Source organism: Halostagnicola alkaliphila, from assembly GCF_055379965.1.
Genome location: NZ_AP043826.1, coordinates 342969 through 358103, shown reverse-complemented (window position 1 = coordinate 358103; position 15135 = coordinate 342969). Strand labels below are relative to the sequence as shown.

The window sequence follows — 15135 nt, the reverse complement described above, 5'->3', positions numbered from 1 at the left end:
CGCTCTCTCCGCTGTCGTCTTCCGTTCTCGTCGTCAGTGAGTGCCCGCGTTCGGTTCGTAATACATACCGCTACTATGCACTCGACTAATATCTCTCCGCACGTCTAGCGTACTCACACCACGTCTACTGGTGACTTCTCGCTCGTTCGCCGCCGTTTCGGGAACCGTAGACGAAACTCGACGAACACCTCCCGATTTGCGGTATTCGAAGTGATACTGAATAGAAACCCAAATGGATCTGTCGCAATTCCCGTTTTCAGCTCTATTTCTGCCCTATCCTACAGAAGTATATAACACAAGCATTATACGGCTCGTGGCACTTGATGTAATTGTAATGGCGAAAGGTAACGTTGATTTCTTCAACGACACAGGCGGCTACGGTTTCATCGAGACAGACGACGCGGACGACGACGTGTTCTTCCACATGGAAGACGTTGGCGGCCCGGACCTCGAAGAAGGCACAGAGATCGAATTCGACATCGAACAAGCACCGAAAGGTCCCCGCGCAACCAACGTCACTCGTTTGTAAACGAGTCCGCGTTCAGTAGCCGGATTTTGCTTTCTTCACAACTCGAGAGCGATCGCGCTCTCGATTTGATCCACCGTTCTCGAGTGACAACGCTCGCGGCCGTTTTTCCCTGTTCACGAAGACTGCGTCGGTACGCCGTTTCAATCCATCCGCTCTTGACAAGCGGACGAGGGGACACCACCACGATTTTCACCACGGGCCGCCATCACACTCGTATGAGCAGTTCGCGAAAGCCCGATTGGCTGAAAAGTCGGCCACCGTCGGGCCGGGAGTTCGCCGATATCCGTGAGACCTTGCGGGAGCAAAACCTCCACACCGTTTGCGAGGAGGCCAACTGCCCGAATCTGGGCGAGTGTTGGTCCGGGCGCTCGAGTGCGCCCTCGGCCGGTGCGGGGGACCCGGACGGACGGGCCGGCGGCGGGACGGCGACGTTCATGCTACTGGGGGATCGGTGCTCTCGAGGCTGTAACTTTTGCGACGTCGAGACCGGCGGGATGGAGCCGCTCGATCCCGACGAACCGGAAAACGTCGCGAGCGCCGTCGCCGAAATCGGTCTCGATTACGTCGTCCTCACAAGCGTTGACCGCGACGACCTGCCGGACCAGGGCGCGGGTCAGTTCGCGGAAACGATTCGGGAGATCAAACGACGCCACCCCGGCATCCTCGTCGAAGTCCTCATTCCGGACTTTCAGGGTGAAAAACGGCTTCTCGACAAGATAATCGACGCCGAACCGGACGTCATCGCTCACAACGTCGAAACCGTCGAACGGCTCCAGTTCCCCGTCAGAGATCGTCGCGCGGGCTACGAACAGACTCTCGGGGTGCTCGAGTACGTCGACCGGAACGCGGACATCTACACCAAGACCTCGATCATGCTCGGCCACGGCGAGTACGACCACGAGGTCTATCAGACGTTAGCCGACCTGCGCGAGCGGGGCGTCGATATCGTTACGCTCGGACAGTACCTCCAACCCTCGCGATCACATCTCGACGTGAAACGCTACGATCATCCTGACAAGTACGAGACGTGGCGACGCGTCGCCGAGGAGGAACTGGAGTATCTCTACTGTGCAAGCGGACCGATGGTCCGCTCGTCGTACAAAGCCGGCGAACTGTTCGTCGACGCGGTGTTACGCGAAGGCGAGAGCGTCGAGCGAGCACGCGAGCAAGCCCGAAGAAGCCACGTCTAACCGCTATAGATAACGCGTCCGACCGCCGTCGATGCTTTTTTCGTCGCGATCACGGCACGCTGTTTTGTCAGCTTTCTCGAGAGCTGGCCGTCTGTCCAAAACGTGTGCGAAAAATCGTTATCTTCTGAACGCTCGATTCAGACAGTCCGTAAAATAAGACATTCGTCCGCCCATGATTCGACTCGCTGAACACATTTGTACAATGATGGCAATTTTCCTTCTAACAGTAAACTATTTACGAAAATTCTTTACCTCGAGCGGTTGTTGATACGGGTATGCTACGGAGGTTCTTTCCATGAGTACGTTACAGCGCGATCCTCGAGAGAAGGTGCAGGTGCTCGATGACTCCGGCCAGCTCCTCGAGGGGGCGTCGGTGCCCGATATTTCGTCCGAGGAGATGGTCGAGATGTACGAGGAGATGCGACTGGTTCGTCACTTCGACCAGCGGGCGGTCAGTCTCCAGCGGCAGGGTCGGATGGGAACGTATCCGCCGCTGTCGGGACAGGAAGGGGCACAGATCGGGAGCGCGCACGCGCTCGCGGACGATGACTGGGTGTTCCCGAGCTATCGCGAGCACGGAACGGCACTCGTTCGGGGTACGTCGCTGAAACGGACGATGCTGTACTGGATGGGCCACGAACTCGGAAACCGGATATCCGAGGATTCGAACACGTTCACTGTCGCCGTCCCGATCGCCACCCAGATTCCACACGCGACGGGTGCCGCGTGGGCGTCGAAACTCAAGGGCGAGGAGAAAGCCTTCCTCTGTTACTTCGGCGACGGGGCGACTAGCGAGGGGGACTTTCACGAGGGGCTGAACTTCGCGGGCGTCTTCGACACGCCGACGGTCTTCTTCTGTAATAACAACCAGTGGGCGATCTCGGTTCCGCGAGAGCGCCAGACCGCGAGCGCGACTCTCGCCCAGAAGGCTTCAGCGTACGGATTCGAAGGCGTTCAAGTCGACGGGATGGACCCGCTGGCGGTGTACAAGGTCACCCGCGACGCCGTCGAGAAGGCGAAGGATCCGGGCCAGGGCGAACTCCGTCCGACGCTGATCGAGGCCGTCCAGTACCGTTTCGGCGCACACACTACGGCCGACGACCCGTCGGTCTACCGCGACGACGACGAGGTCGAACGCTGGAAACAGAAGGACCCGATCTCGCGCCTCGAGACGTTCCTGCGATCGGAAGGGATCCTCGACGACGAACGCGTCGACGCGATCGATTCGCGAGTCGAGAGCGAGGTTGCCGACGCGATCGAAGCCGCCGAAAACGTCGAGCGCCCCGATCCGGAGGAAATCTTCGCCCACGTGTACGAGGGAATGCCCAAACGATTACAGGAACAGCTCGAGTGGTTCGAAACGATTCGAGAGCAACACGGTGACGACGCGCTCCTGGAGGACTAACAATGGCAGCAGAATCCACGGCGGAGGTCGAAAATCTCACGCTCGTACAGGCGGTCAGAGATGGATTGTACACCGAAATGGAACGCGACGAGGACGTCCTCGTCATGGGCGAAGACGTCGGCAAAAACGGCGGCGTCTTTCGCGCGACGGAAGGTCTCTACGAGGAGTTCGGCGAGAACCGAGTGATCGATACCCCGCTCGCCGAATCCGGTATCGTCGGGACGGCAATCGGGATGGCGGCGTACGGAATGCGCCCCGTCCCCGAGATGCAATTTCTGGGCTTTATCTACCCCGCCTTCGACCAGATCGTCAGCCACGCCGCTCGCCTCCGAACGCGCTCGCGCGGGCGATACACGTGTCCGATGGTCGTTCGGGCCCCCTACGGCGGCGGCATTCGCGCTCCCGAACACCACTCCGAGTCGACCGAAGCGATGTTCGTCCACCAACCCGGGCTCAAGGTCGTCATCCCCTCGACGCCCTACGACACGAAGGGGCTCCTGACGAGCGCGATCCGCGATCCGGACCCGGTCATCTTCCTCGAGCCGAAGCTCATCTATCGCGCGTTCCGCGAGGAAGTCCCCACGGAGTCCTACGAGGTGCCACTCGGCGAGGCGGCGGTCCGTCGGGAAGGATCCGACATCTCTGTCTTCACCTGGGGTGCGATGACGAGGCCGACCCTCGAGGCCGCCGAGAACCTCGAGGGCGAAATCGACGTCGAGGTCGTCGACCTGCGGACGATGTCGCCGCTCGATGTTGACACCATCGTCGATTCGTTCAAGAAGACCGGTCGAGCCGCCGTCGTCCACGAAGCGCCGAAAACCGGCGGATTCGGCGCGGAGATCGCCGCGACGATTCAGGAGGAGGCGCTCCTCTACCAGGAGGCGCCGGTCGAGCGGATCAGCGGCTTCGACACGCCCTTCCCGCTGTACGCGCTCGAGGATTACTACTTACCAGAACCCGCGCGTATCGAGTCGGGTATCCGAGACGCGGTGGGGTTCTAGATGGTTCGCGAATTCAAACTCCCCGACGTCGGCGAGGGTGTCGCCGAAGGCGAGCTGGTCTCGTGGCTGGTCGAAGAGGGCGATTCGGTCTCCGAGGACCAGCCCGTCGCCGAGGTCGAGACGGACAAAGCCCTCGTCGAGGTTCCCTCGCCCGTCGACGGTTCGGTGCGGGAACTGCGCGCCGAGGAAGGCGAGATCGTCCCCGTCGGCGACGTAATCATCACGTTCGACGTCGAAGGCGAGGAGACCGCTGACGCGTCCGCCGCCGCCGAAGATGGCGACGGTGCGTCGAAAGCGGCGGAATCAGCGGCGACAGCCGATTCCGGATCTGAATCCCAGTCTTCCGTCGAAGCCGAACCCGCAGGCGACCCTGGCGCGACGGGCGGTGATATCGAGGAAGTTGCGACGCCGGAGGGACGAGTCTTCGCGCCCCCGCGTGTGCGACGCACGGCGCGCGAGGAAGGCGTCGACCTCGAGTCCGTTCAGGGGAGCGGTCCCGGCGGGCGGATCACCGAAGGCGACGTTCGGGCGGCCGCCGAGCCCTCGGCGGCCGATTCCGTAACCGAGGCCGCGTCCGGATCGGATGGCGGGGGCACCTCGAGCGTCGACTCCTCCTCGAGCGGTGGCGCTTCCTCGAGCGCCAGCGCCGTTTCCGGGAACGAAGCCGAACCGGCGGACTCGAGTGCGGTCGCGGATGCGGCCGGTGAGGTGGCCCAGTCCCAGGAAAGCGTTGAGTCAGCCGACCGCGAACGAACGCTCGCAGCGCCCGCGACGCGTCGACTCGCCGAGGATGAAGACATCGATATCGACGCCGTTCCGACGGACGAGACGCGGGACGGCGAGCCGTTCGTCACGCCCGAAGCGATCGAGGAGTACGCGACGATGCAACGGCAAGCCCAGGAAGCCGACGCGGCCGCTATTTCCTCAGCCGGCTCGGCCGCCGACGAATTCGAGGGGGAACGCGAACGTCGGGAGCCGTTCACGGGCGTCCGAAAGGCCATCGCCGACGCGATGGTCGAGTCGAAGTACAGCGCGCCACACGTTACCCACCACGATGAGGTCGACGTCACCGAACTCGTCGAAATCCGAGAGCGGCTCAAGCCTCGCGCCGAAGAGCAGGGGATCAAGCTGACCTACATGCCGTTCATCACGAAGGCCGTCGTCGCCGCCCTCGAGGAGTTCCCCGAGATGAACGCGGTGATCGACGAGGAAAACGAGGAGGTCGTCTACCGGAATTACTACAATATCGGCGTCGCCACGGCGACCGACGTCGGGCTGATGGTCCCCGTCGTCGACGACGCGGACGGGAAGGGGCTGCTCCAGATCGCCTCGGAGACGAACGAACTCGTCCAGAAGGCTCGAGAGCGCTCGATCTCGCCCGACGAACTACAGGGATCGACGTTTACGATTACGAACGTTGGCGGCATCGGCGGCGAGTACGCGACGCCGATCCTCAACTACCCCGAGTCGGGCATCCTCGCGATCGGCGAAATCAAGCGCAAACCCCGCGTGGTCACCGACGAGGACGGTACCGAATCGATCGAACCGCGCTCGATCATGACCCTGTCGCTGTCGTTCGACCACCGGCTGATCGACGGCGCGGTCGGCGCGCAGTTTACGAACACGCTCATGGAGTACCTTGAGGACCCCGAACTGCTACTGTTGAAGTAGCGGGCGAGCGAAGACCCACGCGAGCGGAAATAGAGACTCACTACAATGGTCGTTGGAGATGTCACAACTGGCACGGACGTACTGGTAATCGGCGCTGGACCCGCGGGCTACGTGGCCGCGATCCGCGCCGGACAACTGGACCTCGACGTCACGCTCGTCGAAAAGGACGCCTACGGCGGGACCTGCCTGAATCACGGCTGTATCCCCTCGAAGGCGCTAATTTCGGCGACGAACGTCGCCCACGAGGCGAGCCACGCCGAAGAGATGGGCATCCACGCGAACCCCGCGATCGATCTCTCGGGGATGATGAGCTGGAAAGACGGCGTCGTCGACCAGCTCACGAGCGGCGTCGAGAAACTCTGCAAGGCGAACCAGGTCAACTTGCTCGAGGGAATCGCCCAGTTCGACGGCGGAAACACGATTCGGGTCTCCCACGACGGCGAGGGACAGGGTAGCGAGAGCCTCGAGTTCGAAGACGCGATCATCGCGACCGGCTCCCGTCCCATCGAGATCCCCGGCTTCGAGTACGGCGACGAGCCCGTTCTCGACTCGCGGCAAGCGCTGGCCCTCGAGTCGGTTCCCGACTCGATGGTGATCGTCGGCGCGGGCTACATCGGGATGGAACTCGCCGGCGTCTTCGCGAAACTTGGTACCGACGTGACGGTCCTCGAGATGCTCGAGGACGCGCTTCCGGGCTACGACGACGAGCTCTCGCGTCCCGTTCGCAAGCGCGCGGAGGAACTCGGCGTCGCGTTCGAGTTCGGCTACACGGCATCGGAGTGGCACGATCTCGAGGACGGTGACGAGATCCGTGTCGTTGCCGAACCCGCCCAGGAGGCGGCCGCAGACGGCGGAGAGATGGAAACCCCCGAAGCCGATTCGCTCGAACTCGACACCGAGAAGGTACTCGTCGCCGTCGGCCGCGAACCCGTCTCGGACACGCTCGATCTCGACGCTGCGGGGATCGAGACCGACGAGCGCGGGTTCATCCCGACGGATGACCGAGCGCGAACCAACCGAGAGGACGTCTACGCGGTCGGCGACGTCGCCGGCGAACCCATGCTGGCTCACAAGGGATCGATGGAGGGACAGGTCGCCGCCGAAGTGATCGCCGGCGAGCCGTCGGCGATCGACTACCAGGCGATGCCCGCGGCCGTGTTCACGGAGCCCGAAATCGGAACCGTCGGCTTGACGGAAGATGAAGCGGCCGAACAGGGATTCGACCCGCTCGTCGGCGAGTTCCCGCTTCGTGCGAGCGGGCGCGCGCTGACGATAAACGAATCCGACGGGTTCGTCCGCATCGTCGCCGACGAGGAGGCCGGATTCGTGCTCGGCGCACAGATCGTCGCTCCCGAAGCCTCCGAACTGATCGCCGAACTCGGCCTCGCGATCGAACTCGGGGCGACCGTAGAGGATATCGCCCGAACGGTACACACCCATCCGACGCTCTCGGAATCCGTGATGGAGGCCGCCGAGAACGCGCTCGGGCACGCGATTCACACGCTCAATCGGTAGGACGGTACGCCGTCCGAGCGCCGCCCGATCGTTTCTGTACCCTTCGACGGCTACACCCTCGTCTTTCTCGCTTTTTCCCGAGTCGTAGGAACTCCCGTACGACTCCTTCACCCCTCGGTGTGAATCCGTAACTGTACCATGGGGAACCTGAATTCGACTGCAACCGTTCGACGTCGCACCGTTCTTTCAGCTGTCGGTGCAGGTGGGCTGATGGCACTCTCGGGGTGTACTTCTTCGCTCTTCGAAGCGGATCCCGACGTTTCTGAGTCCGACGATGGCGACGAAGACGATGAACCGCTGACCGACTATCCCTACACGGCTCCACCCCAAATCGTGGATCTCGCCGGTCAGGGATACGAATCGACGCTCCAGACGGTCTCCGCACGCCACGAACTCGTGACCGAGGAGGCCAGCGGTGGCCCACTCGAGCTTCCCGAGGTGTGGGCCTGGCAAGCGGACGATCGAGATCCGTCGGTTCCTGGTCCGATCTACCGAATGGAAGAAGGCGAGACGTTCGAGCTCACGTACGACAACGATCACGACCGACCGCACACCGTTCACGTCCACGCCGTCGGGAAGGTGTGGGACGATGACGGCGCACCCGTTACCAACCGCGACCGCGTCGGGGCTGGCGAGAGCCACACCTACACGCTCGAGGGTGACGTTCCGGGGACGCACGTCTATCACTGTCACTATCAAACTCACAACCACCTCGATATGGGAATGTACGGTATCATCCGGGTCGATCCGGAAGGATACGAACCGCCGGATCGGGAGTATTTCCTGACGCTTCGCGACTGGGATACTCGCCTTCACGAGCAAAACGCCGGCGGCGACGCCGATTACTCGCCGACGGATCGCTCTTCGGACGCCTACACGATCAACGGGCGGAGCGCTCCCACGACGTTCCACCCCGAACTCGGATCGCCGCTGATCGTCTCCGCGGGAGAGACGGTTCGCCTCCACATCGCGAACAACGGTTACGAAAGTCACCCGTTCCACACCCACGGCCACCGGTTCACGGTCGTCGAAAAAGACGGCTCGCCGATTCCCGAGTCGGCGCAGTACGACGAAGACGTCATCAATATCGCCCCCGCCGAACGGTTCACGCTCGAGTTCGAGGCGGAGGCCGATCCCGGCATCTATCCTGCTCACTGTCATAAAGTCCACCACGTAACCACTAACGGAAGGTATCCGGGCGGAATGGCGACCGCTATCGTCTACGAAGAAGCAATGGAAACCGAGGAGTTCGGCGAAATTATGGACGAAGCGGGATACGAAGAGTAGGCGTTTTCAGCTCCTCCTCTCTCCGCTGTGAACGTCGTTACTGCACGTACAGCGAGTATGCGATGATCATAAATCCGACGAGCACCAGGAGGCTCTCGACGAGAATTCCAACCGTCAGCCCGATATTCAACACTTCGTGAACCATTCCCGCGAGAACGAATCCGAGCGTGACAATTCCGAAACCGGCAGTGAGGTAGCCGAGTGCGGGTTGACGCGTTCGGCGGTACGCCTTGAACGCGAAGTAGGTAATTATGCTCCCAACGACGAGTAATAACGTTTTAACGACCATCAACGCCATCGAGGCGGTGGTCGGTTCGATTAGTTCCGTGCTCATGTTTCCTTTCGCACCTCCGACCACAGCTCTGCAAGCCGTTCGTCTGCAGTTCGTGCTGGCCGTTCGATTCGGACCGCCAGCGAACGGTCGTCTTCGAGAACGAGAGTTATCTCTTCGAACGCGACCGTGTACTTGCTCGCGTGGTGGCCGTCGCGTCTGATGTCGGTCGACTCCTCGAGTAGTGTCGCGTCGGTAAGTAACTCGAGTTTTCGATACAACGTCGATTGTGGAATTTCACACCGCTCGGTCAGCTCGGACGCTGTCAGCGGCTTGTCGAGATTCCGGATAATCTCCCGACAGTCGGGGTCGTCGAGCGCAGCACAAATCTCTTCGGCCGAGGGCATCGACTCCGAAGCGATCGGGTCCCGGACCATTCGTCTCCTTCTAGTCACCCCCGTGATTTATTCGCATCGATGCTGATCACCGCTGTTGCCTGCTGGCGCCTCGAACACGAACATATTAGATTCCGATTGCCGGTCGTGTGTCGGTCCCCGTCTCGGTGTGGCAACGTGATACTCGGCCCGGTGTTCGAAAGAAAGAGTTCTTGCGTGCACACTCGAATACAAAACTGCGCGGGTATCATTCGGTCAGACCGTGTCTGCAAGGACGGAATGATCGGCCGACCTCCGCCCGCGTGATATTACCGTTTCTCGAGCGAGTGCGCTATTCTGATTTCGTTCTCATTTATTACTGTCAGCGAACTCATTGGCAGGTGGAAAACCGTGGCATGGTAGCGGTTTCCGGAGGGAGGTTCGTTCGACGGCCTTATGTAGGGACCGTCTCCTCGTTATGAATGTAAACGACGTGACGCAGGATGTCGCGTCCCCTCTGGCCGGATTCCGGCACGGAGGGCAGTTCGTTCCCCCTCGAGTCGAGGTCGTTCCAACGACCTTAAGTGCTCGAAGGGATTCGACTATGAACGTGACCGCGATCGGGGTCGACCCGGTCGCCTCGAGACGACGCCCTTATATGGTGTCGTCGTCTACGAATGGTTACGTGAAATCCGGTGCCGGGGATCGATTCCGGCGCCGATTCAGATCCGACGGCCTTATAAGGATAGGGCAGTTCGGATATGAACGCAACGAACACGTGATCGACGGGCCGTTCAACTCGGCTCGTCATCTCGGACTACTACAGTCGAAGGGGTTTTGTACCCTGGCTGACTTAGGATAGAGTCCGAAGGAAATGAGGATCTCACCCCTGCGGTCCGCCGTTAAGATGGGATCTGATGTTAGCCTTGACAGTTCGGTGACGCTCGATCGGTCGACGATCTGGTTGCCGAACTGTGGACCACGCAATGTGTGAGTGTGTATTTATACCATTCACCGCCAAACCCCCCTGCTCTGCAGGGGATTTAGCATTCCGGTTGATCCTGCCGGAGGTCATTGCTATTGGAGTCCGATTTAGCCATGCTAGTTGTACGAGTTTAGACTCGTAGCAAATAGCTCAGTAACACGTGGCCAAACTACCCTATCGAGCACGATACTCTCGGGAAACTGAGGTTAATAGTGCATACGGCTCGCTGCCTGGAGTGGCGCGAGCTAGAAATGCTCAGGCGCGATAGGATGTGGCTGCGGCCGATTAGGTAGACGGTGGGGTAACGGCCCACCGTGCCAATAATCGGTACGGGTTGTGAGAGCAAGAGCCCGGAGACGGTATCTGAGACAAGATACCGGGCCCTACGGGGCGCAGCAGGCGCGAAACCTTTACACTGCACGAGAGTGCGATAAGGGGACTCCAAGTGCGAGGGCATATAGTCCTCGCTTTTTCCGACCGTAGGATGGTCGGCGAATAAGTGCTGGGCAAGACCGGTGCCAGCCGCCGCGGTAATACCGGCAGCACAAGTGATGACCGCTATTATTGGGCCTAAAGCGTCCGTAGCTGGCCACGCAAGTCCATCGGGAAATCTACTCGCTCAACGAGTAGGCGTCCGGTGGAAACTGCATGGCTTGGGACCGGAAGATCCAGAGGGTACGTCTGGGGTAGGAGTGAAATCCTGTAATCCGAGACGGACCACCGGTGGCGAAAGCGCTCTGGAAAGACGGATCCGACGGTGAGGGACGAAAGCTCGGGTCACGAACCGGATTAGATACCCGGGTAGTCCGAGCTGTAAACGATGTCTGCTAGGTGTGGCACAGGCTACGAGCCTGTGCTGTGCCGTAGGGAAGCCGTGAAGCAGACCGCCTGGGAAGTACGTCTGCAAGGATGAAACTTAAAGGAATTGGCGGGGGAGCACTACAACCGGAGGAGCCTGCGGTTTAATTGGACTCAACGCCGGACATCTCACCAGCATCGACAGTGTGCAGTGAAAGTCAGTGTGATGAGCTTACTGGAGCCACTGAGAGGAGGTGCATGGCCGCCGTCAGCTCGTACCGTGAGGCGTCCTGTTAAGTCAGGCAACGAGCGAGACCCGCACCCTTAATTGCCAGCAACACCCTTGAGGTGGTTGGGTACATTAAGAGGACTGCCAGTGCCAAACTGGAGGAAGGAACGGGCAACGGTAGGTCAGTATGCCCCGAATGTGCTGGGCTACACGCGGGCTACAATGGTCGAGACAGTGGGATGCTACGCCGAAAGGCGACGCTAATCTCCGAAACTCGATCGTAGTTCGGATTGCGGGCTGAAACTCGCCCGCATGAAGCTGGATTCGGTAGTAATCGCGCCTCAGAAGGGCGCGGTGAATACGTCCCTGCTCCTTGCACACACCGCCCGTCAAAGCACCCGAGTGAGGTCCGGATGAGGCCGGCGTTACGCCGGTCGAATCTGGGCTTCGCAAGGGGGCTTAAGTCGTAACAAGGTAGCCGTAGGGGAATCTGCGGCTGGATCACCTCCACAGACCGGGACCGGGGCGACGCCCCGGCCCACAGCGGTTTCGCGATTCGGTCCACACGTTCGATCGACCACCGTCAGGCCGACCGAGCACCTTAGAACTGTCAAGGCTAACACTCCCGATTGATCCCCAGTCTGCACATCAGCAGAGTGGGGTGGGCCCATAGCTCAGTGGTAGAGTGCCTCCTTTGCAAGGAGGATGCCCAGGGTTCGAATCCCTGTGGGTCCATGACTCGGGTTAGATCAAAACGAATCGTGTCCCTTAAGTGGGAGACAGCGCTTTGATGTAATCCGAAGCAACGAACCAATGCACCACCCCGCGCAAGTGTGGGTGGGAAGGGTTAATGCAGGCCCGCTGTCTACGGGCGTGCAGATGATACCGTGTGTACGTGTAGTCCAGGCGTCCACTGGACCCGTTCCCGGGTCACTACTGATCCGAAAGAACGTGGCTACTGTGCCAGCTGGTGGATCGCTCGGCTCAAGAGCTGAAGAAGGACGTGCCAAGCTGCGAAAAGCCTGAGGGAGCCGCACGGAGGCAAAGAACTCAGGATCTCCGAATGGGAATCCCCACCGCAATTGCTTCGCGCAATGGGGAACGTCGAGAATTGAAACATCTTAGTATCGACAGGAAAAGAAAGCAAACCGCGATGTCGTTAGTAACGGCGAGTGAACCCGACACAGTCCAAACCGAAGCCCTTACGGGCAATGTGGTGTTCGGACTGACATTCAGCACTGGACCATCTACAAGAAATCTCCTGGAACGGAGTACGAAACAGGGTGACAGTCCCGTATGGTAGATCAGTACAGTGTGCGTCAGCTCCAGAGTAGCGGGGATTGGATATTCCTCGTGAATGTTGCGGGCATTGACCGCAAAGACTCAATACTCCTTGAGACCGATAGCGAACAAGTAGCGTGAGCGAACGCTGAAAAGCACCCCAAGAAGGGAGGTGTAATAGGGCGTGAAATCAGTTGGCGATAGAACGACAGGGCACACAAGGTCCGACACGAAATGAATCAGATGCGAATCTGTAGTAAGCAGTGTCGGAAGCCGGTGTTCTGTCGTACGTTTTGAAAAACGAACCAGAGAGTGTGTCTGATTGGCGAGTCTAACCTGATCATCAGGGAAGGCATAGGGAAACCGATATGACCGCAGTGCTTTGCACCAGGGTCACCGTGTTCAAGCGCGGGGAGCCACTCGGACACGACCCGAAACCGGACGATCTACGCATGAGCAGGACGAAGCGTGCCGAAAGGCACGTGGAGGTCCGTTAGAGTTGGTGTCCTACAATACCCTCTCGTGACTTATGTGTAGGGGTGAAAGGCCCATCGAGTCCGGAAACAGCTGGTTCCAACCGAAACATGTCGAAGCATGACCTTCACCGAGGTAGTTTGTGGGGTAGAGCGACGGATTGGGAGACCGGCCTCCGAGAGGAGTTCGCCTCCCTGTCCAACTCCGAACCTACGAACGCTGTTGACGTGAGGAGTCCGGTGCGCGGGGTAAGCCTGTGTACCGTGAGGGAGACAACCCAGAGCTGGGTTAAGGTCCCCAAGTGTGGACTAAGTGCGATCGAAAGTGGTGCCGAGCCCTAGACAGCCGGGAGGTGAGCTTAGAAGCAGCTACCCTCTAAGAAAAGCGTAACAGCTTACCGGCCGAGGTTCGGCGCGCTGAAAATGATCGGGGCTCAAGTCCACCACCGAGACCGAGCGACACATTTTACAATGTGATTCCGTAGGTTGGCGTACTGTTCGGATGGAAGCATGGAAGAGATTTCGTGTGGACCGTTCAGTAACGAAAATTCTGGTCATAGTAGCAGCGTTAGTCGGGTGAGAACCCCGACGGCCGAACGAGTAAGGGTTCCTCAGCAATGCTGATCAGCTGAGGGTTAGCCGGTCCTAAGTCTCACCGCAGTTCGAATGAGACAAAAGGGAAATAGGTTAATATTCCTATGCCAGTGTGAATTAGAAGTCGACGCTTTGGAGCCGCCCAGGCCGGGCACTCGCCCGGTGTAACCATCGAAATCCGTGGAAGCCGTAATGGCACGAAGCGGATGAATGGTGGGATGCCGCAAGCTGGGTCAATCTGGAGCCCGTGAAAAGACGATCACACTGTCCGTACCGAGATCCGACACAGGTACTCGTGGCGGCGAAAGCCAAGGTCTGTCGGGATCAACCGACGTTAGGGAATTCGGCAAGTTAGTCCCGTACGTTCGCAATAAGGGATGCCTGCCTCGGAGAGAGGCAGGTCGCAGTGACTCGGGCGCTCCGACTGTCTAGTAACAACATAGGTGACCGCAAATCCGCAAGGACTCGTACGGTCACTGAATCCTGCCCAGTGCGGGTATCTGAACGCTCAGTACAATGAGAAGAAGGACCCGTTAACGGCGGGGGTAACTATGACCCTCTTAAGGTAGCGTAGTACCTTGCCGCTTTAGTAGCGGCTTGCATGAATGGATCAACGAGAGCGCCACTGTCCCAACGTTGGGCCCGGTGAACTGTACATTCCAGTGCGGAGTCTGGAGACCCCCAAGGGGAAGCGAAGACCCTATAGAGCTTTACTGCAGGCTGTCGCTGAGACGTGGTCGTCATTGTGCAGCATAGGTAGGAGCCATTACACAGGTACCCGCGCTAGCGGGCCACCGAGGCAACATTGAAATACTACCCGATGATGACTGCGACTCTCACTCCTGGCGGAGGACACCGGTAGCCGGGCAGTTTGACTGGGGCGGTACGCGCTTGAAAAGATATCGAGCGCGCCCCAAGGTTTCCTCACTCGGGTCGGAGACCCGAGTAAGAGTGCAAGAGCATAAGGAAGCCTGACAGTGTCGAGCACAACAATCGACGCTGACGCGAAAGCGTGGTCTAGCGAACCAATTAGCCTGCTTAATGCGGGCAATTGCTGACAGAAAAGCTACCTTAGGGATAACAGAGTCGTCACCCGCAAGAGCACATATCGACCGGGTGGCTTGCTACCTCGATGTCGGTTCCCTCCATCCTGCCCGTGCAGAAGCGGGCAAGGGTGAGGTTGTTCGCCTATTAAAGGAGGTCGTGAGCTGGGTTTAGACCGTCGTGAGACAGGTCGGCTGCTATCTATTGGGGGTGTTACGGTATCTGACGAGAACGTTCGTATAGTACGAGAGGAACTACGAATGGGTGCCACTGGTGTACCGGTTGTTCGAAAGAGCACGTGCCGGGCAGCCACGCACCACGGGGTAAGAGCTGAACGCATCTAAGCTCGAAACCCACTTGAAAAAGAGATACCAACTGAGATCACTCGTAGAAGACGAGTTCGATAGACTCGGGATGTACGCACCAAGGCAACGAGGTGTTGAGTCCGCGAGCACTAACAGATCGAGCCACCATTCATACGCATTTGG

Annotated in this window: 9 protein-coding genes, 1 tRNA gene and 2 rRNA genes; 10 read left to right on the top strand and 2 right to left on the bottom strand. The window is 59.6% G+C overall.

Annotated features, from left to right (window positions below; genetic code table 11):
• The first annotated feature begins 334 nt into the window (after positions 1–334).
• The 7 genes from ACZ5C7_RS06895 (at position 335) to ACZ5C7_RS06865 (ending at position 8598) form a co-directional block, all read left to right on the top strand.
• On the top strand, positions 335–529 hold the full coding sequence (locus ACZ5C7_RS06895) for a cold-shock protein (protein WP_006182670.1): 195 nt from the start codon (positions 335–337) through the stop codon (positions 527–529).
• A gap of 215 nt (positions 530–744) precedes the next feature.
• Positions 745–1719, top strand: a complete 975-nt coding sequence (lipA, locus tag ACZ5C7_RS06890) for a lipoyl synthase (protein ID WP_464375607.1) — start codon at positions 745–747, stop codon at positions 1717–1719.
• Positions 1720–2014: 295 nt separating this feature from the next.
• The gene (gene pdhA / locus ACZ5C7_RS06885) at positions 2015–3124 is read left to right on the top strand and encodes a pyruvate dehydrogenase (acetyl-transferring) E1 component subunit alpha (RefSeq protein ID WP_464375606.1); all 1110 of its coding nucleotides are present in this window, start codon (positions 2015–2017) and stop codon (positions 3122–3124) included.
• A gap of 2 nt (positions 3125–3126) precedes the next feature.
• Positions 3127–4125 carry an alpha-ketoacid dehydrogenase subunit beta gene (locus ACZ5C7_RS06880; RefSeq protein ID WP_464375605.1) on the top strand — a complete coding sequence of 333 codons (999 nt, stop codon included), beginning with the start codon at positions 3127–3129 and terminating at the stop codon, positions 4123–4125.
• Positions 4126–5796 (top strand): dihydrolipoamide acetyltransferase family protein, encoded by a 1671-nt coding sequence (locus ACZ5C7_RS06875; RefSeq protein ID WP_464375604.1) that lies wholly within the window; start codon positions 4126–4128, stop codon positions 5794–5796.
• Between the two features lie 45 nt (positions 5797–5841).
• A complete protein-coding gene (gene lpdA / locus ACZ5C7_RS06870; RefSeq protein WP_464375603.1) occupies positions 5842–7311 on the top strand; it encodes a dihydrolipoyl dehydrogenase in 1470 nt (489 codons plus the stop codon).
• Positions 7312–7449: 138 nt separating this feature from the next.
• Complete coding sequence (locus tag ACZ5C7_RS06865; protein WP_464375602.1) at positions 7450–8598, top strand: multicopper oxidase domain-containing protein; 1149 nt, start codon at positions 7450–7452, stop codon at positions 8596–8598.
• Positions 8599–8635: 37 nt separating this feature from the next.
• On the opposite strand, the gene ACZ5C7_RS06860 is transcribed toward ACZ5C7_RS06865, so the two are convergent.
• Together ACZ5C7_RS06860 and ACZ5C7_RS06855 are read right to left on the bottom strand one after the other, a co-directional pair.
• Positions 8636–8932 (bottom strand): DUF7521 family protein, encoded by a 297-nt coding sequence (locus ACZ5C7_RS06860; RefSeq protein ID WP_464375601.1) that lies wholly within the window; start codon positions 8930–8932, stop codon positions 8636–8638.
• The gene (locus tag ACZ5C7_RS06855; RefSeq protein WP_464375600.1) at positions 8929–9306 is read right to left on the bottom strand and encodes a helix-turn-helix domain-containing protein; all 378 of its coding nucleotides are present in this window, start codon (positions 9304–9306) and stop codon (positions 8929–8931) included. Before ACZ5C7_RS06855 ends, ACZ5C7_RS06860 begins: the two co-directional genes overlap by 4 nt.
• 985 nt (positions 9307–10291) lie before the next feature.
• Here ACZ5C7_RS06855 and ACZ5C7_RS06850 point away from each other — a divergent pair.
• From ACZ5C7_RS06850 to ACZ5C7_RS06840, 3 genes are all read left to right on the top strand, one after another.
• Positions 10292–11765 (top strand): 16S ribosomal RNA (locus tag ACZ5C7_RS06850).
• A 153-nt stretch (positions 11766–11918) separates the two neighbouring features.
• Positions 11919–11990, top strand: a tRNA-Ala gene (locus ACZ5C7_RS06845).
• 211 nt (positions 11991–12201) lie between these two features.
• Positions 12202–15123, top strand: a 23S ribosomal RNA gene (locus tag ACZ5C7_RS06840).
• Together the 16S and 23S rRNA genes with 1 tRNA gene alongside form the textbook arrangement of a ribosomal RNA operon.
• Positions 15124–15135: the final 12 nt, after the last annotated feature.

Bases quoted from the DNA above. Each gene is read 5' to 3' on its own strand.
- ACZ5C7_RS06895 (WP_006182670.1), top strand. From the start codon at position 335: ATGGCGAAAGGTAACGTTGATTTCTTCAACGACACAGGCGGCTACGGT.
- lipA (WP_464375607.1), top strand. From the start codon at position 745: ATGAGCAGTTCGCGAAAGCCCGATTGGCTGAAAAGTCGGCCACCGTCG.
- pdhA (WP_464375606.1), top strand. From the start codon at position 2,015: ATGAGTACGTTACAGCGCGATCCTCGAGAGAAGGTGCAGGTGCTCGAT.
- ACZ5C7_RS06880 (WP_464375605.1), top strand. From the start codon at position 3,127: ATGGCAGCAGAATCCACGGCGGAGGTCGAAAATCTCACGCTCGTACAG.
- ACZ5C7_RS06875 (WP_464375604.1), top strand. From the start codon at position 4,126: ATGGTTCGCGAATTCAAACTCCCCGACGTCGGCGAGGGTGTCGCCGAA.
- lpdA (WP_464375603.1), top strand. From the start codon at position 5,842: ATGGTCGTTGGAGATGTCACAACTGGCACGGACGTACTGGTAATCGGC.
- ACZ5C7_RS06865 (WP_464375602.1), top strand. From the start codon at position 7,450: ATGGGGAACCTGAATTCGACTGCAACCGTTCGACGTCGCACCGTTCTT.
- ACZ5C7_RS06860 (WP_464375601.1), bottom strand. From the start codon at position 8,932: ATGAGCACGGAACTAATCGAACCGACCACCGCCTCGATGGCGTTGATG.
- ACZ5C7_RS06855 (WP_464375600.1), bottom strand. From the start codon at position 9,306: ATGGTCCGGGACCCGATCGCTTCGGAGTCGATGCCCTCGGCCGAAGAG.